The following is a 21,332-nucleotide window of genomic DNA, read 5'->3' on the forward strand; positions in this document are numbered from 1 at the left end:
CAAGGCGCATGATTGAGTAATAGCCGGCTATTGCGATTGAATGCAACGCAGATATTGGTAATTTAAACCAGTACTTAGGCGGATTGGTATAAGTAGTTACATTGATGACAACTGTCTTCATAAAAAAAGAATTTACCGTGCAGGGGAAGCATAGACGGATCACAAATTAAGCGACTTTTTTAAAAAAAACTAAAATAATAGAGCCCATTGTAACAATTGTCTGCATACTATTAACATCGCCCTATTTTCCAGATTGATTAATGAAAGCAACTAAACTGCAAGAGAGTGATCTCTATTTACCGATAAAAAAGCATCTACAAACCTTAGGTTTTGAAGTAAAGGGAGAGATAAAAGATTGTGACATTGTTGCTCAAAAGGGTGAGCAGTTAATCATCATTGAACTCAAACTAAACCTCAACATCACTCTATTATTACAAGCGGTAGATCGTTTTTCACTGGCCGATACGGTTTACATTGCGATTCCTAAACAGTGCACTCTGTATAAAAAACAGAGTAAACAGGTAAAAAAACTCATTAAACGTTTAGGCATTGGTTTAATGATCGTGGATATCCAAAAAACAGCACAATATGTGGAAGTTGTTTTTGATCCACAGGATTATTCACCACGCAAAAACAAACGTAAACAGGCAGGTTTGTTAAAGGAGTTTACGTTACGTATTGGTGATACCCAAAAGGGTGGCTCTACTAGAGTAAAAGCGGGGTTAACCGCTTATCGTCAGCGCTGTATTCGTGTAGCACAATATTTTTTAACTCACCCAGTGGCCAAAGGCGCAGAGATTAAAAAAGCCATTGATGAAGCACAAGCGACTCAGTTTTTAAGCCATAATTATTACGGTTGGTTTGAAAAGGTTGAACGCGGCATTTATCAACTTTCACTAAAAGGGAAAAAAGAGTTGCCTGATTGGTTAAAATAGCTAGAAACAAGAGGCTAAAATAGAAATGGTATTCTCGGCATCAAAGCCATAATCATCTCCATTCCAGCGTATTAACTGTGATGTTTTTGAGGATAACAGGCCAGAGTCAGGGTATTTTTTTAGCCATGCGGGGCAACGGTTCTTTACCGCCTCTTTCACAACCACATATTGTAAATACTCTAAACTTGAGGGATTTAACGCTTCATTCATATGATGACTAATAAACCGTTTTAACAGTTGCTCGGGTTGATTGCTCTGCACCGGATTAAGATGGTAATTTCCCTGTTTATCTTGATCTAGAATTGGTGGATAAGTCGTTCCATTTAAGGTTAATGGCGCAAACAGATTAAGATAAAAATGTAATCCTGCATAATTACTGGCCATATCCGCATTCGAGTAGATGCCACTGACCCAACTTCCATAGTAAGAATCTTCCGTTTTCATCCCCCAATTGACCGCTTTTTGTAACGCCTCCCGATCAGTCGCACCGCTCTGTTTAGCACGTTGATATAGTAGGTAATATTGGAAACCTTCATTAAAAAGGTGTCCTAACTTATCCATGCCCAGTTCCGTATCATAGAGCTTTATAGTGGAGGAAAGGATGAAATAACTGGCATGTAATAAACGATGAAAACCCGCATACGCATAAACAGTATCGAGGCGATCCGGGTAAAAGAGCACCTGACGATCCGCTTTCATGCCCATCGTATAAGGTGTTAACTGAGTATTATTACCCCATATCGCATCTTGTTTTTCGGCAACAGCAATCGCACGACCCACTTTATTTGCAACCAGTTCCGCCATCCATTGTTGCGTTTGATAACGTTTGAAATCTTGTTGATAGCTCTCTAATCGTGATTTTTTTTGCTGTATATCACTGAGCAATTGATCTTTTTGCCAACCCGCAGGACTTTGCAAAGCAAAAGGCTTGATATCCGCGAGTTGCTTCTGTTGTGCGACAAGCGCGATTTTTAATTGTCTAATTTTATCTGGATAGTTCGCTCTTTTTTGGTTTGCCAAACGCAGACTTTCCTGCAACTTGTGGTAAACAAATGTGCTCACTTCAGCGCCTGTTTCTGCAAGAGGCTGAGTGGGTAAGGTATATTGATCTGTCTCCCATGCAAGCGCCCGCACACTGAGTAACAGGGCGGTGATAACAATCAACAAACGCATTACTCGTTGATTCGTTTAAAGATAAGTGAAGTATTAATGCCACCAAAAGCAAAGTTATTACTCATCACATAATCACAATCAAGCGTGCGTCCACTGCCGGTGATATAATCTAAATCTCCACACTCAGGATCGATGTTTTTCAGGTTGAGAGTGGGGTTAAACCAACCATCATTCATCATTTCAATGGCAACCCACGCCTCTACCGCACCACATGCCCCTAAGGTATGTCCAAAGTAACTTTTTAATGAGCTGATTGGTACATTTTTACCCAACGCACCTTCAGTGGCCTTGGTTTCAGCAATATCACCGCGTGCTGTTGCTGTGCCATGTGCAGAAACATAACCTATCTTATCTGCGCTTAAATCAGCATCTTGAAGCGCCATTTCCATACAAATTTGCATCGTTTCTTTGCGTGGTTGAGTAATATGAGCAGCATCGCAGTTACTTGCAAAACCCACCAGCTCTGCATAGATAGTTGCGCCACGCGCCACAGCATGTTCATACTCTTCGAGCACTAATGTGCCTGCACCCTCACCAATCACTAAACCATCTCGGTCTTTATCGTAAGGACTCGGGGTAGATTTAGGATCATCATTTCTCAAACTGGTGGCAAACAGAGTATCAAATACTGCCGATTCTGTTGGGCACAGCTCTTCTGCTCCACCCGCAACCATTGCGGTTTGCTTACCATATTTAATCGCTTCATAAGCATAACCAATCGCTTGGCTACCTGAAGTACACGCACTACAAGTAGGAATAACACGCCCACGTAAACCAAAAAACAGCCCGACATTTACAGCAGCGGTATGTGGCATCATCTGCACATACGAAGTGGCAGTGATCGCTTTAGTGGTATTTTCCGTTAACATGACCGCGAATGCACCAATTGCTGGCGGGCTACCCGTTGATGAACCATAAGCCACCCCCGTTTGCCCATTGGTTAATATCTCATTGCCTATTAAGCCACTCTGTTTTAACGCACTTTCTGATGCCACCGTTGCCATTAATGCCACACGCCCCATGCCTCGTACTTGACGGCGCTTATAATGAGCAGGCACTTCAAAATCATCCACTGGACAAGCAAGCTTGGTATTTAAACCATCATATTTTTCATAGCTTTGCATGTATTGCGTGGCATTTTCACAGGCTTTTAATTTTGCCTGTACGCTTGAATAATCATTACCAAATGCAGTCACACCCGACATGCCTGTTACTACAACTCTACGCAGTTCCATCACACCATTCCTCCATTGATACTGATCACCTGACGTGTGGTATAAGCCGCCACATCAGACATTAAATAACTCACTAAACCTGCCACCTCTTCAGGTTTCCCCATGCGGCGTAACGGAATAAGCGGCATTGCATGTTCTTTCACTTCATCATTCACCATGCCCGTATCCACTAAACCCGGTGCCACACAATTGACGGTGATTTTACGTTTAGCAACTTCAAGTGCTAACGCTTTAGTCGCGCCAATAATGCCTGCTTTGGCAGCGCTATAATTAGTTTGACCGCGATTACCCACCAGCCCAGAAACAGAGGCCATAGTGACAATTCGCCCCCCTTTACGCAACTGCACCATGGGCATAATACAAGGGTGCAACACATTGTAAAAGGCATCTAAATTGGTATGCACCACACTGTCCCACTCTTCGCCTGTCATGGCAGGGAATACCGTATCATTAGTGATCCCCGCATTACTGACCACACCATAATAAGCACCGTGCGTTTCAATGTCAGCCTCTAAAACCTCTCGACATTGCGCTCTGTCGCTAATATCAAACTGTAAAATGCGACCTTTTCCACCCAGCTCATTAATTGACTCAAGGGTGGCTAACGCACCGTTTTTATCACCCCTATAATGCACGGCGATAGTAAAACCATCTTTGGCGAGTTGCAGTGCGATTGCACGACCAATGCCTTTACTCGCACCTGTTACTAATACTTGTTTAATCATTGTTTTTTCCTTTTAACATCTCTTCTAACTGCTGTGCATTAGGTACAAATACATTTAATTGCGCGTTTGCCAGTTCTTTATCTGCACATCTTATTGAGCAAGTAAAGACACCCATGCCTTCATTTTCAAGTAGTTTTTCTGCATAAATATCCAGCGTTGTTCCTTTTTCAAAAAAGGGCGTGTTACTGTGATAACGGCGACTGCCTAAAAGAAATCCAATCGGTGAGGGTTCATTTTTTAAAAAACTTTGGTAGCCAGACCATGCAGAGATGGTTTGCGCCATATACTCGATACCCACCCACGCACCAACACGCGCTGTTTTAGGCTCAAAAAACTGGCTTTTTTCACCAATAAATACCTGACAATGAATGCTATTTTCATCAACGGTAATTAAGTTGTTTATCAAGATCATCGGTGCTTGATGTGGCACAAGGCTCGCTACATCGGGAAACTTAGACATCACACACTCCAAAAATCAAACTAATATTATTGCCACCAAAAGCAAAAGAGTTACTTAAAATAGCGGGATATTTTAACGATTGTCCTTTTTTGACAAAGCAAATGGGTGCCAGCGAACCATCAAAACAGCCATCATTTATCTGCTCTGGTAAATCTAATTTTTCTGTTAATACTAAACAACTGATCAGCGCCTCAACCATCGAGGCAGCACCCAATGTATGCCCTGTTAATGGCTTTGTTGAACTCACAGGTACACCATCAGCAAACACACTGTAAATTGCTTTCGCTTCCATCGCATCGTTGAGTTTGGTGGCTGTGCCGTGGGCATTGATATAACCGATATCATCACGGCTTAACTGTGCCTCTTGTAACGCTTTTTGCATCGCTTCAATTGCGCCTTTGCCGTCTGGGTGTGGCGCTGAAATATGATGGGCATCAGAGCTATCACCAACACCTAACAGTGCTAAACCACTGTCATTTTTGTGTTTTGATAACAGCATAAACGCAGAGGCTTCACCAATATTAATGCCTTTACGGTTTTCACTAAACGGTAAACATACCGTTGTTGAAAGCGCTTCTAATCCATGAAAACCATTCAAGGTTAATTTACATAAGGTATCACAGCCGCCGACAATCACCGCATCAACCAATCCAGCATTTAACATTCTTTTCGCAGAGAGAAAAACACGACCGCTAGAAGAACACGCGGTTGAGAGTGTATAAGTGGGTCCTGAGATAGCAAAATAGTCAGCCACAAACTGCCCTAAATTGCCCACCTCTTGTTGATGATAATGGTAATCGTCAGGAAAATTAGCCGCTAATGCTATTTCACCATCGCTAATGCCTGAAGTGCTTGTACCGACAATCACCGCAATACGCTCCGCACCAAACTGTTTTATCGCCCGCTCAATCTGTGTTTTTATCTGTAAGAGAGAGGAGAGTGCCAAACGATTATTACGGCTGTTTTTATGGATAAAAGTCGCTTCAATTTCAGGAAGGCAGCCTTTCACTCGCCCAACAACCGTCTCTTTACCATCATTTAACCAACCAGACTCAAGGCACATTGTTGCAGGCTCTCGCCCTGAAAGGGTCGCTATTTGCTTTTTTTTAGTCTCGCCAAGCGCACTGTTCATCGCCATGGCGTGAATATATATCTGTCCATTATTCATATTTTAATTCGTTTCAATAATCACGGTGTAATGTAAGGTTTGATGTTGAAAAGTTATCTTGCCATCAAGATAAGGTTTTTTTTGATAATCAATGATCACCACCAGCCGATCTTGTTCATCTAATAACAGACGTTGCAACCCATTCTCTTGCAGTTTCCAGCCTATTTTTTGTAAGGGTAATTGCCACGCCTCTACAGGCCAAATAGAGAGCATCACATTAAACAGCACTTGCTCTGGTTTGGGTAACGATTCAGCAAGTCCTGCTAGCACCTCGGTTTGTATCTCTTCACCTGAATAATTCAAACTTAATAATTTCATTCCCCAAGCAGAAAATCCAGCAAGCACCACCTGTTTTTCATCGACCTGTAGTTGCACTAATAATTTTTGCTGTTTCTTATCTCCCCATTGCGCACTGATTAACTGGCTCACATTAATGCGTTGCTGTAATTGTGCAGGAGAAGGCAATGTCACAAACTGTTGGGGGGCAATTTCAACTTGTACTGAATGGCGCTGCGCTTGCATTGAACAAGCCGTTAATAAAAATAGGGTGCTTAATAGGATTAATTTCATTTGATTTGATGCTCTCTTTGCATCGCTAACGGCGCTAATAACCACGCCACCACAATACCTGTAAAAACGGTGACACCAAAGCCATGAATCGCCTGTGTTTCGCTTAATGCCAATAAGCCAAATGATAACACAGTGGTGATAGCAGAAAGGGTGATAGCAAGCAGGGTGTTTGCGCTCTCTGATTTTTGCTTTTGCTCGGCAAAAAATAGCGTGTAATCAATGCCGATACCTAATACTAACAGCAACGCCAATAGGTTAAAGATGGTAATTGGAATAGCAAAAACAACCGTAATAGCAAGCGCAACAACCCCTGCAATAAACGGAGGGGTTAATATTTTAAATGCCAATTTAAACCCGTAACGCCAGATTAACAAAAGCGCAATAGCAAAGTAAGCAGCCGCTAACATCTCACTGATAAAGAGTCGGTAATGGGCAAATATTGAGGATATTTCTGCGCCTTTATCTAAAACGCTTACGGCCTTTTGTTGCTGTAGGTAATTTTCAATTAACGCCGTGTTTTTAATATCATTAATAATAACCACCGAAGCACTCTGCTGCCCAATAGATCCTAACCATAAAAAGCCAAGTGGCTTAGCAACAGCAGAACTTAAATAGTGTTCGATCAACAGTGGAGAAAAAGAGTGATTAAACACAATCTGCTCTGAAAAGTTTAACTTTTTAGAGAGTGTTTCACCTTGATGTTCATAAAGCGATTTTATCAACGCATAGCTCTGTTGCTGGCTTTTAATGGAGGGAATAAATTGACTAATCGCTTGAAAGCTTTTTATCTCTCCCGACACTTCCCACTGTTCAAACTGTCTTGATAATTGCTCTAAGCGTTGTAATAACAGTTCATCACTCGGGGCTTTGACTAATAGCAGAGTTTGTTGTTGGCCAACACCCGTCACCTCTTTTATCTTCTGCTCTTGTGCTTTTAAGGCTTCAGGCATCGCTTGCAGTTGACGAATATCATCATCAAATTGGATCTGTGTTAAACCTAACAGTGCCACTACCATCAATCCACTGGGTAAAATAAAACGTAATGTTTTATTTTGCCAAAGCTGTAACCACCTATGTAACATCATTAAGTTAGGAGGGGATGTTTTACTGGGGCTTTTGGCAAGCATCGGATAACAGAGAACAACCGTTAAATAAGCACTGCTTAACCCCACAATAGAGAACAGTGAGAGTTGTTGTAAACCGGGGAAGGGAGCAATTAATAATCCCAGATAACCAATTAAACTGGTCACAAGCCCCAAAGTGATAGCATTAAATATTTTCTTTAAAGCGCGCTTGGCATCCCATTCACCTTGATGCATCAAACGTTCGGTTAAATAATGGAAAGCATAATCAATAGAAACACCAATTAAACTGGCCCCAAACACCAAACTGAAAAGATGTACTTTACCAAACACCAACACGGTCACCACAAACGCCACCAGTAAACCACAACCAATAGAGAGCAAGGCTAAAAGTAGCGGTAAACTACTGCGATAAACCAGTAACAACAGTAAAAGCACCCCGATTAAAGAGCCTATACCGATAGTGCCTATTTCACCCTTTGCGCTCTCCGTACCGTAAGTTGCATAAAAGAGTGTGCCCGTGTGCAACAGTTTCACGTGAAACACTTGCTCAACAGAGGCTTCAAGTGCGAGCAGTTGTGGAAGCTGTTGTTGTAGTTGGGTGTCGTAAGCATCCCCCGCCAGAGAGGCTTGAATGACGATATAAAAATCATCTCCAACACTGCTTAGCAGGTAGTTTTGATACAGTGAAAAATGACTATTGCTGCTATTACGACTACTCAGATAGTCTCGAAACAATAAAAAAGGGTCAGACTTTAGCTCTCCACCCGAAACCCCCGCAAAAGGACTGTAAACCTGCCTGACTACATGTAAGACTCGTGATGCAGCTGATTTTTGTAACTGGCTTTTGGTTTTTTCACTTAATAATTGTGCGCGATAAGGGAAATAGAGTGATGCCCATGCTTGTTGATCTGCTTCACTTATCTGTGCCTCAACCTCATTAAACAGAGGCAGTTTGATGAGGTTCTCTGAAAAATGGTCAGCCGCTTGTACTAACGTATCTCTATTTTTTCCTTGCAGTAGAAACACCACCCGATTGTTAATATTATTAGCAATCTGATTAAACGCTTGCTGTGCCAGCGGGTCTTGTTGGTTTTCAGGCAATAGTGCCAATATGTTGGTTTCAATCGGGCTTTTATCTTGTAAAAGTGTTTGCTGAACAAGTAACACAGAGCAAAAAAGTATAAAAATAGCCCAAATAAGGATCGGCTTCAAAATTACTTGCGATTTTGTTTTTAAAATAACCAGTAATTTAAGGCTTTTTGGAAACAATTTATCGCAAGTTATTTTGTAACGATTCCTAAAGAAACGCTTAGAAGTTGAAAACATCTTTCTCTTGCTCAGTTAATTGTGCTGGTTGAGTGCTGATATTGGTGAAGGTAATCGTGGTGGCATCACCATTCAACTCAACAAGATTTAATCCCTGGATCTGCTTATTGCCTTTTATCTCTATCTTGGAAAATACTTTATTAAGTGGTGCAGACTTAGGTTTAAGTAGCAGTACCCAATGCCCCTTTACCTCTATTAGCGTCAACTCAAACTGCGCTTTTAATGCATTCATATCGCCTTTAAATAACGATAAAAATAGATGACTAAAGTAGAACACCATCGGATTATCTTTCGCTTCGATAACGTCAGGCGCTTGATCCAAAAACTGTTGTGATAACTTATCTTTTGCTAAGACTAATGCAACGGGAAAAGGGCTTGCCTGCTTCCAAACCAACCCCTGCTGGTGACTTAATAAAAAAGTCCCACTAGAAAGTAGGGGGTGCTCAAATATTTGTAACGTTTTCGATTGGCTAAAGTCACCACGTAACAACTGATCGGTCATCAATTTTTGTTGCAGTTGCTCAAGCGTGAGTGCTGAAAGTGAACACGAAAATGAGAACAACAATATAAACGCTATTTTTTTAAACACGTTATTTTGCAACTCTTTACTTTTCAACAAAATAAGGCTCCAGTTTATCTTTAATAAGATCAGGAGAAGCAAAACACATCTCCTCTGTTTTCATATCAACCGCCACTTGGCGTGTATACCCTTTGGTCATGCGTTGCCCGGTGTTAGCATCATAGATAACATACTCAACACGTAGGTAGTTTTCCCAATCCGTTAACTTTGCAGTGATACGAATTTCATGGTTAAAGGGAATAGCACGCACATATTTCACATAGCTATCAATCACCGGCCAAGCATAACCCGACTCAATCATATCGCGATAGTTATAATTGATCTTTTCCATCAACAGACGGCGCACTTCCTCAAAAAAACGAAAGTAGTTACCGTGATAGATAACGCCCATCGGATCTGCATCTTGAAACGAGGTAATGAGTGTTAATTCTGCACTTAAATCTACTTCTTGATTAATCATATCGACTCCTTATATTGAATTACAAAACTGAGGGGTTAATAAAGATCCCATTTCTCAGTTTGAATCAAGGTCATGAAGTGGCGTAAATCAGCTTCTAACGGGCGATCTTCATCGACAAAGGTAAACTCACTGAGCACCGCTTCCATCATGGTTTTTAAGCCTTCACTAAAGTGCGATTCATCGAGTTCTTTTTCACGTTTACGAATCACTAACGCTTGTGTGGCGGCTAATAAACATGCAGCCGTCACTTGCTCAGTTAACACTAAAATACGTAAACAATCACGTGAAGCAATCGTACCCATGCTGACTTTATCTTGGTTGTGACACTCCGTTGAGCGTGAGAAAACACTCGCTGGCATGGTATTTTTTAACGCTTCCGCCGTCCACGCAGAAACGCCAATTTGCACCGCTTTAAAACCATGATTAATCGGTTTTCGAGCGCCTGTTGCACCGGTTAAGTTAAACGGTAAGCCGTTATTAAATTTGTAATCCATTAACTGTGCCATTTGACGATCAAGTAGATCAGCAAGGTTCGCGACAGCGACTTTTAAAGTATCCATTGCCATAGCAATATGACCACCGTAAAAGTGACCACCGTGTAATACACGCTCATTATCACCATCGATAATCGGGTTATCATTGGCACTGTTTAGCTCATTTTCAATCATAGAGCGTAACCACGGTAGCGTATCTTGTAAAACACCAATCACGTGTGGCGCACAACGTAAAGAGTAACGATCTTGTAAGCGATCACTATTGCGTGGCGGACACTCAGCTTTCAAGTCGCGACGCAACCACGCTGCAATTTGTTGCTGCCCAGCATGAGGTTTGACCGCAAACAGTGCTTCATCAAAATGAAAATCATTACCGTGCATCGCAACCGAGACCATTGCAGTAATTTTGGTGGCCATTTTTGCAAGATACTCTGCACGTTTAAACGCAAGACAAGCAAGGGCGGTCATCACTGCCGTGCCATTCATCAACGCTAAACCCTCTTTAGGTTGTAATACGATAGGTTTGATATTAAGCAAAGCAAACACTTCTTCGGTCGGACGAATTTGTCCTTGATAAATCACTTCACGTTCGCCAATTAATACCGCAGCTAAGTAGGAAAGAGGGGTTAAATCGCCACTTGCACCCACTGAGCCTTCTTCTGGGATACGTGGTGAAATATCTAAATTAATCAAAGTGATAATCTGATTTAACAGATCATGTGTTACACCAGAAACACCTTGTGATAATGAACATAAACGCGTTGCTAATACCGCTTTAGATTGCTTTTCAGATAAATTAGCACCTAAACCACAACCGTGAAAACGAGTCAAATGCAGGGGTAATTCAGCCACAAGCTCTGGTGGAATAGCAACCGTACAAGAATCACCATAACCCGTAGTCACACCATAAATAACGCCATCTTCTTTAAGCAGAGACTCTAAAAATGCCACGCCTCGGTCTATTTTGGCAATAAACTCAGGGCTGCTGTTCATCTCTGCATTCGCACCCTCAGAAAGAGACACAATATCTTCAATGGTTAAACGTCCTGTACCAAATTTAATATTTTTCTGTTGTTGCTGTTTATTTGTTGTCATCATCTGTACCAGTTAATTTCCAAAAATCAAAAAAGTTGTACCACTGTAGTGGCGCTTTTAATGTGTAGTGTTGTAAGCGTTGTGCGTATTGTTGTGCGACCGTTTGTAATGCTTGCTCTCGTTGACCGCGTGGCAGCTTTATCTGTTCACTAAAATGTTCAAAGTAGAGATCGAAATGTGCCTCTTTTTTACTGTCATCACGTAAACCAAACAGCAGGTAAACAGGGGCTTTTAATATGGATGCCAATAAAAAAGGGCCTTGTGGAAAGGGCGCTTTTTTGCCTAAAAAATCACACCATAGCACTTTACTTTCGATACCTGCTGAGGTGCGATCACCGACAATCACCACCCATTCACCTGCTTCTATTTTTTGATCTAACATAATAGCCGTTTCAGGACCTATTTTACTGACCTGAATAATGTTCAAACTTGCATCGGGGTTCACTGCTTCCATCACGGCATTAAATTTTTCTGCGTGCTCTGTAAACACCAGTGCATTTATTTTAAGATCTTTATGGCGTTTACTCAACGCGCGAAACAACTCTAAATTACCTAAGTGAGAGCCTAAAACCACACAACCTCGTGATTCGCTTTTTGCCTGTTTTACTATCTCTGGATTGTGAATGGTGAGGTTTTTTAGTGAAAAATCACCTTTCCATGCAGCAAGTTTATCAAGCATTGTTTGTGCAAAAGAGCTGAGGTGTCGATAAACAGTGAGATTTTTAGGCAATACAATCTCATTATCTTCGGCATAATGTTTAAGGTTATTTAAATACTGGCTGGATATGCGAATAGATTGCCTTGCAAACAAGCTGTAATAGAGCATCACAGGTTTTAAACAGCATTTAAAAACTTGTCGCCCAAACAATGAGTAAACAAAGAGCATCAGTTTCATGCCGTAATAGGTACCAGATTCGCGCTGTTTTGACCAATGAGTTAACTGTTTTTGCAGTCGTTTTTTACGCGTTAATAATGTTGGAATACGCGTCAACATGCCAAAGATAAGCCAAGTGTGCATTTTGCTGATACGCATATTGTCAGCCAAAGGTTGGAAATGGGAGATGCCATCTTCAGGGTAGATAACTTTGGTATCAATTGTACGGATCTCAATATCACGCCAAAAACTTTTCACCATCACTTCGATATCAAAGTCCATGCGTTTACCCAGCGAATCTCTGTTTATCACCTCATTTAGTGCATCAACAGGGTAAGATCTAAAACCACACATGCTGTCTTTTATCTCAAAAGAGAGCGTTTCCAGCCACACACAAATATGGGTAACATAGCGTCCGTATAAACGCCCTTTGGGTACACTTTCATCAAAGATAGGACGACCAGAAATCAACGCTTGTGGATAGTGTTGTGATTCTTTAATTAAGGTAACTAATGAGCTTAAATCGTGTTGCCCGTCTGCGTCTATCTGCAGTGCATGACTAAAATGCAACTGCTGTGCTTTTTTCAGTCCCGCCATTACAGCGCCACCTTTGCCTTGGTTAGTGGCAAGGCGAACCACCGTGACGTTATCTGTTAACCTATCAATAATGGCTTGTGTTTCAACACAACTGCCGTCATCGACAATAATAATCGGGTAATCAAAGCGCTCTGATAACGTATCCACCACTGCGATCATGGCTTTACCGTGGTTGTAACAGGGAATAAGGAAACAGGGGTTAAATACACTCATAACGACGGCTCTAATTTAATGCGTCCAGAAGCGTGGTTGCTGTTTTCGCCCGAACTATAACTAAAATAGAGTTTCTGTTTCTCTTTTTCCCAGCGCAGGGTGAGTAGCACCTCTGTATTGGGCAGAATAGGTTGTTGAAACTTAATTACCTCCATACCTGCAAAAACAGTGTCCGCACCAAGTAACTCTTTTGCATAGTAAAGCGCCCAGTCAATCTGTACGACACCAGCAAGAATGGGGTAGTTATCGAAATGTCCCTTAAAATAGCTAATTTCAGGATCAATACGCAATAATAACATCGCACTGTTTTTTACTATTTCTTGCTCAATGATGGTTGCTTTTTGTGGCTCTTTTTTCATTTAAATAACTCTGCTATCTGTTGCTGTAAACGTTTGCCCTGTTTGTTCATCGGGATCTCGTTAATCAAACGAAAATGGCGTGGAATACCCACAGGCTCTACCCACTGACGTAATGCTTGGCGTAATTTAATCCAAAATTTCCCTTTACCCAGCGTTAATAATGTTTGCTCACCCAATTCTGTTAGGGTAAGTAACGCGCCTAATGTAATGCGATGCGGTTCATCTACGACGATAACGGCACTCTCAACAATCCACTCAAGTTCATTAAGATGATTTTCCACTTCGATCAGTGAAATACGTTTCTCTTCGATTTTAACGATGCTACCAATGCGCCCTTTAAGTCTAAATTGGTGATTAGGCAACAGTTCACATTGATCCGAGGTTTGATAATAATCACCGCCTCCCTCACTTAACCAAGGGGAGAGTAAACTCAAACAATTTTCATCTGCTAATTTTGCTTTTATATCGGGAAAAAAAGACCACGCTGAATCTGTTTCTATTTGCTGACGAAAACCGATACCCCCTGTTTCTGTGCTACCAAAAACCTCTATCGCATGTTGATTTAACATCTCTTTACATAGCTCTGCGGCACTTTTTAACAGCGGGCCTCCCGATGAGAAAACAGCACGATAATCTGTTTTTATCTCTTCGGGCTGTAATCTTTTTAATAGCGCAGGGCTACTGATCAGGGTCTGTTTTTGACCGCCATTTTTTATTACTTGTTCGGGATAGATAAGATCATGCGAGGCAAAAGCACGTCCTGCACATAACGGCCATAAAACACGAAACAGTAAACCATAAATGTGCTGATGTGAGACAGTGCTAACAATGGAAGAATCACTGAGTAACTCACCCCACTGTTTTTCTAACGCACAAATTTCAGCATCGAGCATTAATAGTGTTTTATATATCGCTTTGGGAGAACCCGTTGAACCTGATGTAAACAGAGTGAGTGAAAGGGCACTTAGATCAAGCGCAAAAAAAGTAAAGTCAGTCGATTTATTGGCACAAAGAGGCAATGTAATTGATTCAAACCCCACTTTATCGCTCACTACACCATCGTCAATCAGCAGATCAAATTCACAAGATAATGACCTCAACATTGCAGGTTGATGATTACCTGGTAAAACAATTTTTTTATTGGCATAAAGCGAAGCAAAGAAAGCGACAGTAAACAGGTAACTATCTTCACAACAGATAGCAACGGTTTGATAAGGTTTATCTTTCATGTGATTCGCTAATGTGGCGATATCATCTAAAAAACATTTCCACTTTATATTTTTATCTGCTGAAAATGAAACACACAACTCACCACGATCAGCAAGCAACAAATTCGCTAGTGAATTAAAGTCCCTTTTTTTCATATTTTCTTTTCACACTCAAACGTACAACAAATTCTACTGCAAACAAAAGACCTGCAAACAGGTAACTTAACAAACCATTATAAAGCGTCCAATAATGCAACGACATAAAGGTTGTTGAGAGCGCAATAGCACCATTAACGATAAAAAACAGACACCATACTTTGGTGACAGTGCGCGTATAAGTAACCGCATAATCGGGTAATTCAGGCTCTTGTAAACGTGCGAAACGCTCAACCATGCTCTCTTTTTGCCATAAACTGTGCGTAAATAAAATCAACATCAATAAATTTACAATCACCGGGTAATAGGTAAACCAACTACTGTTTTTAAATATGAAAGCGAGTAGCGTTAATAGCAACCCTGCACCGCCACTCAACCAAGCAATATATTTAAGTTCACGTAAACGTGTTTGATTGCCACCGATCATGCGCAGTAAAAACAGTAAACCTAAGACACCCGCAACTGCGCCAATTCCCCATTGATTTAATCCGTAATAAACGGCAAAAGGGTAAACTAATAAAACCAGAGCAGAGAGCAGTGTTAAAGGTTTCACTCTTTTTCTTTGAGTAAATTTTCAACTGAATTGACAACATCTTCTACGCTGCGCACCAATTTAAATTCATCAGGTTTGATTTTTTTACCGGTTAATTTTTGTAGATGTACCACTAAATCAACGGCATCTAAACTGTCTAAATCTAACTCTTGGTAGAGTTTGGTTTCTAACTGAATATCGGCATCTTCAAGCTCAAAAAGATCAATTAATGCTTTTTTAATTTCAATAAAAATTTCGTCTCTGTTTAACTCTTTCATCTTTAAACCTTATCTGTTGGTGCTGATATATTTTGCTAAGTTTTCAACCGAAGAAAAATGTTGACGTGTTTCGGTATCATCCGCATCAATCACAACGCTATATTGCTTTTTAATCGCCAGTCCTAACTCTAAGGCATCGATTGAATCTAATCCCAGACCCTCTCCAAAAAGAGGCTCTTTGGTTTCAATATCATCAATGCTCATATCCTCAAGATTAAGCGCTTCAATAATCAGTGTTTTTAATTCCGTTTCAAGCTGTTGCATCTGTCTAATTACCTATTTTTTAGGGGAAAAGAACACTGTCTAAGTGTCTGTTTAATTTTCTAACCGTTAATGAAGGTGACTCTTCACTGTTTATAAAGTCTGCTATTGCTATTTTATCTTTAACTTCCACAAGGAAAAAGGGTTTTGTGTCAGGAACTTGATACCACTTGCTCTGCTTAGTTAAAAAAACAGGATCAACCGTAATATGCACGATACGCAGATCGGACTTTGTTTTTAGCGCAATTTGAGCGGCGCCACGTTGTAGCTTAGGGGTGATACCCGCGGTGGTGCGTGTTCCCTCTGGGAAAATAAGCAATACATGGTCTTTGTTTAATCGTTCTGCACAACTCGTTAACAGCGTTTCGGGATCTTTATTAGCAATATAACCCGCAGAGCTGACCACCCCACGCATAAAAGGGTTGCGCCAAATAGCCTCTTTAACCAAACAATCGCACTGCTTAAGCTGTGAGGTGATCAACACATAATCGATCAAACTAGGGTGGTTTGCGATGATTAAACAGTTTTTATCCTGCTTTAATTTCTCGCTACCCACTATTTTATAATCTAATGCACCTGTAATTCGCATCGTTTCACAAAACAGGAAAAAGGCCATTTGAATTATTTTTTGTACTTTTAACTCGCGCAATTCTCTATTCTTGATCGAAAAAGTAAGCACCGGAAAAACAATAAAGGTTAATATCAAACCACCAATAGCAAACAATAAAAAACAAAAACCGGTTGCCACTATCCGCCAATATTTGTTAATTTTCATCATTGACAAGTCCACGACCATTGTAAACGGTTGTCGGTAATATTGATTTGTTTTTCATCATTAAGCAGATAATCGATCACGGCAAAGCTTTGTGGTAATTGCTCCTCAACAGGTGCGTTGCTTTTTTCCCATGAAAGTTGGTATTGCTTGCCTGCACTTAAAAGGGCTGCAAATGCAACACTTTGATAATTTTGCTTTTCATACTGCTGATAAGGGGTAGGTAAAGGCTCATCAAAATCCACCAGCAAAACATGATGCGTTGGATTTTCTTGTAGGTAGATTGAGGCTTCAATCAGTGCGTGATGCAGTGTACTTTCAACCGCGGCTAAAGAGGTGACAGGTGTTGCTCGATGGGTGCTGATGGTAAACAATCCTGCAGCCGTATTATGTACAGATTGTGAAAATGCCATTGGCGATGCATCATCACCTGCCATTATCTCTTCGATTAACTTAACCGTCCGTGTTAATTCACCGTGGCGACTAGAGAATACAATATAATCGACAGGTTGATCGATTGCTATTTGCAGTGCAGTTTGCAGGGCTAATTTACTTAAACTACTCATGCGACGGCGCATCATCGGTTTGATTAGGCTTGCCACAACAGGCATTGGTTCGACTGGCCACTGCTGATGATTATTTGACCAATGATGCCACTCATCACGCGTTAAAAGACCAGGAGAGAGGGCAAGCCAACTATCTATATTAAAGTTTATTGAACTCATTTTATAAAAACATACCAAAGAAAGGGATTATAATTTTTTAAATAGTAGCATTTTCAATGGCTTTTTAATATCTTTTGCCCTCCCCAAAAAAACAGTTTACGTATAATTATTTGATATGAACATCAACATTTTTTTATCAACAAGTTAGAATAGCCCTTTATTATTTTAAATGGACTCTATTGTGTTAAAAAAACAACAGACTCAAGTGGTTATCATTGGCGCAGGTCCTTCTGGATCAGTGGCGGCAGCACTACTTAAACAAAAAAATATTGATGTGATTGTTATTGAAAAGTCACTTTTTCCACGTTTTTCTATTGGTGAAAGTTTACTGCCCGCTTGCATGGAAGTGATCAAAAAAGCCAACATGTTAGATGCCGTTGAAAAAGGTAATTTTCAATTAAAAAATGGTGCGGCTTTTCATTATGATGGTCGCTTTAGTGAATTCGATTTCACTAAAAAATTCACTGCGGGTGCGGGTACTACCTACCAAGTACAACGTGGAGATTTTGATAAACTACTTGCTGATGAAGCACAAAATCAAGGTGTTGAACTTCGTTATCAACATGAAGTGTTAAATATCAACATTGAACATAAACCCCTGCTCACCATTGTTGATAAAACAGGTCAACAATATCAAATTGAAGCCGATTTTGTGCTTGATGCCAGTGGATTTGCACGCGTTTTACCACGTTTATTAGACCTTGAAGAACCTTCAACACTCGCACCACGAAAAGCAATTTTCACCCATGTAGAAGATAACATTATTGATGATGGTTATTTTGACCGCGATAAAATTCTTATCTCTATTCATCCTGATAATAGTGAAGTTTGGTACTGGTTAATCCCCTTTAGTAACGGCACATGCTCTGTCGGTGTAGTGGCAAAAGAATCTTTTTTAGCCAACTACCCAAGTGATAATAAACGAGCATTACAACAACTGATTAACGAGGAAGCAGGATTAAAGCGTATCCTTAAAAATGCAAACTATCCCAATCAGTTTGGTGATATTTTAGGTTACTCTGCCAACGTGAAAACACTGTGTGATGATAAATTTGCACTACTTGGCAATGCGGGTGAATTTCTTGACCCTGTGTTTTCATCAGGTGTCACTATCGCCATGAAATCAGCAGAGCTGGCAACCGATACACTGATCAAAAAATTCGCAGGTGAAACAGTCAATTGGATCGATGATTATGCCAAACCGTTAATGGTCGGTGTTGATGCTTTTCGCTGTTATGTTGAAGGCTGGTATTCAGGAGAATTTCAAGAGGTCATTTTATACCCCAAACCCAATCAAAAAGTAAAAGAGATGGTTTGCTCCATCTTAGCAGGGTACGCTTGGGATGAAAAAAATCCTTTTGTAACAGACCCATACCGCCGTTTAAACACTGTTTTTGAACTCTGTAAACCTTAAAAAGAACTCTAAAATGACAAATTATAAAAATGACCCCTTTACTGCATTGCAAGCAAAAACAGAAGCACAGAAACTTGCTTTTGCACCGATCACTTTTCATACCGCGCGCACCCTACGCGACTTAGGTATTTTAAAGGTATTAGACGATGCAGATAAAAATGGCCTTAATGCTCAACAGATTAGCGAACAATCAGGTGTTTCCGAGTATGGCGTCAAAGTATTATTAGACATGGCGCTCAGCGCGCATATCGTGACTTGGGACAAACCAAATTACATCATCGCTAAACTCGGTTATTTTTTACTGCATGATGGGATGACGCGTGCCAATTTAGATTTCACTGCCGATGTTTGTTATGCAGCTATGATGCACCTAACGGAAGCGATTGAAGAGGGCACACCTGCTGGTTTGAAAGAGCTAGGTGACTGGCCAACGATTTATGAGGGACTTTCACGTTTACCTGAAAAAGCCAAAAAAAGCTGGTTTGAATTTGACCATTTTTACTCTGATCGCTCTTTTCCTTTATTACTTAAAAAAGTATTTGAGCACAAACCAAAGCGTATTTTTGATATTGGAGGCAACACAGGAAAATGGTCTCTGCAGTGTGTTAATTACGATAAAGATGTTGAAATGACCATTATCGATCTTCCTCAACAGATTGAAGTGGCAATGAAAAATGCCGCTGATGCAGGTTTTTCCGAGCGCATCAAAAACCACCCAATGAATATGCTCGATAAAACATTAGCCCTACCAACGGGCGCTGATGTGTGGTGGATGAGTCAATTTTTAGACTGTTTCTCTCCAATGGAAATTCTGAGTATTTTACAACGCGTACGCAAAGCGATGAAAGCGGACGCTAAAGTGTATATTTTAGAGCTGTTTTGGGATGCACAAAAATACGAAGCTGCCACCTTAAGCCTTAATGCCACGTCACTTTACTTTACCTGTTTAGCCAACGGTAATAGCCGTTTTTACCGCAGTGATGATTTCTTAGAGATTGTAGAGCAAGCAGGATTTAAAGTTATTGAGCGAACTGATGATATTGGTTTAGGGCATACACTGCTAGAGTTAGAGGCGGTTTAAGTTTACTAAAAAAAGTAAAAGGTAATCGTCGTTGCCTTTTACTTTTTCAATGCTAAAAAATCACTCATATCTTCATTCTCAATACGGTAATAAATATCTTCTACTGATAAAGTCAGGTCGATCGATTCAAAATAGATATTTTCTCCTAATACATAATTTTTAAGCACCCAACCATCACTGCGCCTAAAAACATCCACCGATGCAATATCTTGCTCAATAATCACATATTCTTGCATTGAAGGCATGTTGATATATTCCAACAATTTAGCCCCTTTATCAATATGGCGAGTGCTACGTGATAATACTTCCACAATAATAACGGGTGTTTGAGTAAAAAAATCACTACCAGAGTCGGTGCACACCACCATGCCATCGGTATAACGAAAGTTATTGGCAGAGGTTTTTACTTTTACATCAGTACCAAATGTCTCACAAGGAGATCCTTTTAGATGCTGATGAAGCTCGCTTAAAACATTACCAGAGATACGATCATGATTTTTACTGCCACCTGCCATGGCAACTATCTGTCCATTAACATATTCATGTTTCGTTTCACTGTTGATTTCAGCGGCTAAATATTGCTCTTCCGTCATGAACTGATCAATTTTAATATCTGGCATCTATTTCTCCATCAAAAGGGGGATTTAACAATAAGCTTAACATAGTTCAATCTCTATCACGCGATAGTGACTTTCAAAGTAATCAATAAACAACAGCTTTCCTTGCCCATGCAAAATAAATTGGTTTAAAGCGTATAACAGTACCGTTTCATAAAAACCTGTTTCAGCTTCGTAAAAGAAACGATGCTGCTTTGTTTCTTGTAAAAGTGAATGAATAATTTGCTCATCGATTAACAGTGAAAAAGCTAACTGATATTCACCCCGTTGCGCAGCTAAATACTCATTTAATTCATCTCTATCCATCTCTCTGTTTTCTAACGCTAAACGCGCTAATGCACCTTTTTCACTGTTATTGAGTAACATCCAGTTACTGCCTTGAGCCAGTGGCATTGCGTTATCTAAACCCAGTGTCGCACGGTAAAATTCGCTTGATGGCAATAACTGATCTACACCGCCTAAAAGGATGCTTTCCTCTTTGCCTAACAGCAGATCACTTTTTGCTAATAACAGTGCCATCTCCACCACAAAGTTAAGGTGAGATAAGTTACTGTTTTTACTGTCTAAATGAAGAAACTGGCTAACATAAAAACCTGCGCTATTGCTTAGAGAATTAATAAAATCAACCGGTTTTGGGGGTGATTTTTCAATAAAACGTTGCTCACATAAACGTTGGAAAACACCTAAATTTCCCTGACCAGAGGTGAGATAGAGAGCACTATTCGGAGGAATGGTTGTGGTTCGCTTAATCTGCTCAACACCTAAAATAGCCAGTTGAATAAAATCATCAGTGCGGCGAATAAATTTAGGTGCAACTAATTTACAGGCGGCTTTAATATCAACCTGCTGTTCCTGCGTATATACCCATGATCTTTGAAAAGACTTCTCATTTAGGAAAATTAAGTTGAAATTTAAATTTAAAAGATCAAACTGTCTATA

23 protein-coding genes are annotated in these 21,332 nt (G+C 40.4%); 3 read left to right on the forward strand and 20 right to left on the reverse strand.

The window, feature by feature from the left end; translation table 11 throughout:
* Positions 1 to 260 precede the first annotated feature (260 nt).
* Positions 261 to 935 carry a DUF2161 domain-containing phosphodiesterase gene (locus G322_RS0109240; protein ID WP_022941512.1) on the forward strand — a complete coding sequence of 225 codons (675 nt, stop codon included), beginning with the start codon at positions 261 to 263 and terminating at the stop codon, positions 933 to 935.
* On the opposite strand, the gene G322_RS0109245 is transcribed toward G322_RS0109240, so the two are convergent.
* From G322_RS0109245 to G322_RS0109330, 18 genes are all read right to left on the reverse strand, one after another.
* Positions 936 to 2,108 (reverse strand): hypothetical protein, encoded by a 1,173-nt coding sequence (locus G322_RS0109245; protein WP_022941513.1) that lies wholly within the window; start codon positions 2,106 to 2,108, stop codon positions 936 to 938.
* Positions 2,108 to 3,343 carry a beta-ketoacyl-ACP synthase gene (locus G322_RS0109250; RefSeq protein ID WP_022941514.1) on the reverse strand — a complete coding sequence of 412 codons (1,236 nt, stop codon included), beginning with the start codon at positions 3,341 to 3,343 and terminating at the stop codon, positions 2,108 to 2,110. Before G322_RS0109250 ends, G322_RS0109245 begins: the two co-directional genes overlap by 1 nt.
* Complete coding sequence (locus G322_RS0109255; protein ID WP_022941515.1) at positions 3,343 to 4,068, reverse strand: 3-ketoacyl-ACP reductase FabG2; 726 nt, start codon at positions 4,066 to 4,068, stop codon at positions 3,343 to 3,345. The genes G322_RS0109250 and G322_RS0109255 overlap by 1 nt, the downstream gene beginning before the upstream one ends.
* Entirely contained in the window at positions 4,061 to 4,528 is a 468-nt protein-coding gene (locus tag G322_RS0109260) for a hotdog family protein (RefSeq protein WP_022941516.1), read from the reverse strand. The genes G322_RS0109255 and G322_RS0109260 overlap by 8 nt, the downstream gene beginning before the upstream one ends.
* Entirely contained in the window at positions 4,521 to 5,696 is a 1,176-nt protein-coding gene (locus G322_RS0109265) for a beta-ketoacyl-[acyl-carrier-protein] synthase family protein (RefSeq protein ID WP_022941517.1), read from the reverse strand. Before G322_RS0109265 ends, G322_RS0109260 begins: the two co-directional genes overlap by 8 nt.
* Before the next feature lie 3 nt (positions 5,697 to 5,699).
* Positions 5,700 to 6,266 carry a DUF3261 domain-containing protein gene (locus tag G322_RS0109270; protein ID WP_022941518.1) on the reverse strand — a complete coding sequence of 189 codons (567 nt, stop codon included), beginning with the start codon at positions 6,264 to 6,266 and terminating at the stop codon, positions 5,700 to 5,702.
* The gene (locus G322_RS20360; protein WP_245542298.1) at positions 6,263 to 8,563 is read right to left on the reverse strand and encodes an MMPL family transporter; all 2,301 of its coding nucleotides are present in this window, start codon (positions 8,561 to 8,563) and stop codon (positions 6,263 to 6,265) included. The genes G322_RS0109270 and G322_RS20360 overlap by 4 nt, the downstream gene beginning before the upstream one ends.
* A 97-nt stretch (positions 8,564 to 8,660) precedes the next feature.
* A complete protein-coding gene (locus tag G322_RS0109280) occupies positions 8,661 to 9,296 on the reverse strand; it encodes an outer membrane lipoprotein carrier protein LolA (RefSeq protein WP_022941520.1) in 636 nt (211 codons plus the stop codon).
* Positions 9,283 to 9,717, reverse strand: coding sequence for an acyl-CoA thioesterase (locus G322_RS0109285; protein WP_022941521.1), 435 nt, complete (start codon positions 9,715 to 9,717; stop codon positions 9,283 to 9,285). The genes G322_RS0109280 and G322_RS0109285 overlap by 14 nt, the downstream gene beginning before the upstream one ends.
* 35 nt (positions 9,718 to 9,752) lie before the next feature.
* The gene (locus G322_RS0109290) at positions 9,753 to 11,306 is read right to left on the reverse strand and encodes an HAL/PAL/TAL family ammonia-lyase (protein WP_022941522.1); all 1,554 of its coding nucleotides are present in this window, start codon (positions 11,304 to 11,306) and stop codon (positions 9,753 to 9,755) included.
* Positions 11,293 to 12,990 (reverse strand): glycosyltransferase family 2 protein, encoded by a 1,698-nt coding sequence (locus G322_RS0109295; RefSeq protein WP_022941523.1) that lies wholly within the window; start codon positions 12,988 to 12,990, stop codon positions 11,293 to 11,295. Before G322_RS0109295 ends, G322_RS0109290 begins: the two co-directional genes overlap by 14 nt.
* Positions 12,987 to 13,349 (reverse strand): ApeI family dehydratase, encoded by a 363-nt coding sequence (locus G322_RS0109300; RefSeq protein ID WP_022941524.1) that lies wholly within the window; start codon positions 13,347 to 13,349, stop codon positions 12,987 to 12,989. The genes G322_RS0109295 and G322_RS0109300 overlap by 4 nt, the downstream gene beginning before the upstream one ends.
* Positions 13,346 to 14,713, reverse strand: coding sequence for an AMP-binding protein (locus tag G322_RS0109305; protein ID WP_022941525.1), 1,368 nt, complete (start codon positions 14,711 to 14,713; stop codon positions 13,346 to 13,348). The genes G322_RS0109300 and G322_RS0109305 overlap by 4 nt, the downstream gene beginning before the upstream one ends.
* Positions 14,694 to 15,266 (reverse strand): COG4648 family protein, encoded by a 573-nt coding sequence (locus tag G322_RS0109310; protein WP_022941526.1) that lies wholly within the window; start codon positions 15,264 to 15,266, stop codon positions 14,694 to 14,696. Before G322_RS0109310 ends, G322_RS0109305 begins: the two co-directional genes overlap by 20 nt.
* Entirely contained in the window at positions 15,263 to 15,523 is a 261-nt protein-coding gene (locus G322_RS0109315) for an acyl carrier protein (protein ID WP_022941527.1), read from the reverse strand. The genes G322_RS0109310 and G322_RS0109315 overlap by 4 nt, the downstream gene beginning before the upstream one ends.
* Before the next feature lie 9 nt (positions 15,524 to 15,532).
* Positions 15,533 to 15,787 carry a phosphopantetheine-binding protein gene (locus G322_RS0109320; protein WP_022941528.1) on the reverse strand — a complete coding sequence of 85 codons (255 nt, stop codon included), beginning with the start codon at positions 15,785 to 15,787 and terminating at the stop codon, positions 15,533 to 15,535.
* 19 nt (positions 15,788 to 15,806) lie between these two features.
* Positions 15,807 to 16,562 (reverse strand): lysophospholipid acyltransferase family protein, encoded by a 756-nt coding sequence (locus G322_RS0109325; protein WP_022941529.1) that lies wholly within the window; start codon positions 16,560 to 16,562, stop codon positions 15,807 to 15,809.
* On the reverse strand, positions 16,559 to 17,281 hold the full coding sequence (locus G322_RS0109330; RefSeq protein WP_022941530.1) for a beta-ketoacyl synthase chain length factor: 723 nt from the start codon (positions 17,279 to 17,281) through the stop codon (positions 16,559 to 16,561). Before G322_RS0109330 ends, G322_RS0109325 begins: the two co-directional genes overlap by 4 nt.
* A 169-nt stretch (positions 17,282 to 17,450) precedes the next feature.
* On the opposite strand from G322_RS0109330, the gene G322_RS0109335 reads away from it, so the two are divergent.
* Both G322_RS0109335 and G322_RS0109340 read left to right on the forward strand, forming a co-directional pair.
* Positions 17,451 to 18,695, forward strand: a complete 1,245-nt coding sequence (locus G322_RS0109335; protein ID WP_033422092.1) for an NAD(P)/FAD-dependent oxidoreductase — start codon at positions 17,451 to 17,453, stop codon at positions 18,693 to 18,695.
* A gap of 13 nt (positions 18,696 to 18,708) precedes the next feature.
* A complete protein-coding gene (locus G322_RS0109340; protein WP_022941532.1) occupies positions 18,709 to 19,776 on the forward strand; it encodes a methyltransferase in 1,068 nt (355 codons plus the stop codon).
* 38 nt (positions 19,777 to 19,814) lie between these two features.
* Here G322_RS0109340 and G322_RS0109345 read toward each other — a convergent pair whose 3' ends face one another.
* Positions 19,815 to 20,396, reverse strand: coding sequence for a Uma2 family endonuclease (locus G322_RS0109345; RefSeq protein ID WP_022941533.1), 582 nt, complete (start codon positions 20,394 to 20,396; stop codon positions 19,815 to 19,817).
* A gap of 36 nt (positions 20,397 to 20,432) precedes the next feature.
* A partial coding sequence (locus G322_RS23715) for a hypothetical protein (protein ID WP_022941534.1) occupies positions 20,433 to 21,332 on the reverse strand: 900 nt, incomplete at its 5' end.

This window comes from Psychromonas hadalis ATCC BAA-638, assembly GCF_000420245.1.
GTDB classification, from domain to species: domain Bacteria; phylum Pseudomonadota; class Gammaproteobacteria; order Enterobacterales; family Psychromonadaceae; genus Psychromonas; species Psychromonas hadalis.

What these genes read in the sequence shown, in the direction of transcription:
- G322_RS0109240 (WP_022941512.1), top strand. Translation starts at nt 261, where the DNA reads ATGAAAGCAACTAAACTGCAAGAGAGTGATCTCTATTTACCGATAAAA.
- G322_RS0109245 (WP_022941513.1), bottom strand. Translation starts at nt 2,108, where the DNA reads ATGCGTTTGTTGATTGTTATCACCGCCCTGTTACTCAGTGTGCGGGCG.
- G322_RS0109250 (WP_022941514.1), bottom strand. Translation starts at nt 3,343, where the DNA reads ATGGAACTGCGTAGAGTTGTAGTAACAGGCATGTCGGGTGTGACTGCA.
- G322_RS0109255 (WP_022941515.1), bottom strand. Translation starts at nt 4,068, where the DNA reads ATGATTAAACAAGTATTAGTAACAGGTGCGAGTAAAGGCATTGGTCGT.
- G322_RS0109260 (WP_022941516.1), bottom strand. Translation starts at nt 4,528, where the DNA reads ATGTCTAAGTTTCCCGATGTAGCGAGCCTTGTGCCACATCAAGCACCG.
- G322_RS0109265 (WP_022941517.1), bottom strand. Translation starts at nt 5,696, where the DNA reads ATGAATAATGGACAGATATATATTCACGCCATGGCGATGAACAGTGCG.
- G322_RS0109270 (WP_022941518.1), bottom strand. Translation starts at nt 6,266, where the DNA reads ATGAAATTAATCCTATTAAGCACCCTATTTTTATTAACGGCTTGTTCA.
- G322_RS0109285 (WP_022941521.1), bottom strand. Translation starts at nt 9,717, where the DNA reads ATGATTAATCAAGAAGTAGATTTAAGTGCAGAATTAACACTCATTACC.
- G322_RS0109290 (WP_022941522.1), bottom strand. Translation starts at nt 11,306, where the DNA reads ATGACAACAAATAAACAGCAACAACAGAAAAATATTAAATTTGGTACA.
- G322_RS0109295 (WP_022941523.1), bottom strand. Translation starts at nt 12,990, where the DNA reads ATGAGTGTATTTAACCCCTGTTTCCTTATTCCCTGTTACAACCACGGT.
- G322_RS0109300 (WP_022941524.1), bottom strand. Translation starts at nt 13,349, where the DNA reads ATGAAAAAAGAGCCACAAAAAGCAACCATCATTGAGCAAGAAATAGTA.
- G322_RS0109305 (WP_022941525.1), bottom strand. Translation starts at nt 14,713, where the DNA reads ATGAAAAAAAGGGACTTTAATTCACTAGCGAATTTGTTGCTTGCTGAT.
- G322_RS0109315 (WP_022941527.1), bottom strand. Translation starts at nt 15,523, where the DNA reads ATGAAAGAGTTAAACAGAGACGAAATTTTTATTGAAATTAAAAAAGCA.
- G322_RS0109320 (WP_022941528.1), bottom strand. Translation starts at nt 15,787, where the DNA reads ATGCAACAGCTTGAAACGGAATTAAAAACACTGATTATTGAAGCGCTT.
- G322_RS0109325 (WP_022941529.1), bottom strand. Translation starts at nt 16,562, where the DNA reads ATGATGAAAATTAACAAATATTGGCGGATAGTGGCAACCGGTTTTTGT.
- G322_RS0109330 (WP_022941530.1), bottom strand. Translation starts at nt 17,281, where the DNA reads ATGAGTTCAATAAACTTTAATATAGATAGTTGGCTTGCCCTCTCTCCT.
- G322_RS0109335 (WP_033422092.1), top strand. Translation starts at nt 17,451, where the DNA reads ATGGACTCTATTGTGTTAAAAAAACAACAGACTCAAGTGGTTATCATT.
- G322_RS0109340 (WP_022941532.1), top strand. Translation starts at nt 18,709, where the DNA reads ATGACAAATTATAAAAATGACCCCTTTACTGCATTGCAAGCAAAAACA.
- G322_RS0109345 (WP_022941533.1), bottom strand. Translation starts at nt 20,396, where the DNA reads ATGCCAGATATTAAAATTGATCAGTTCATGACGGAAGAGCAATATTTA.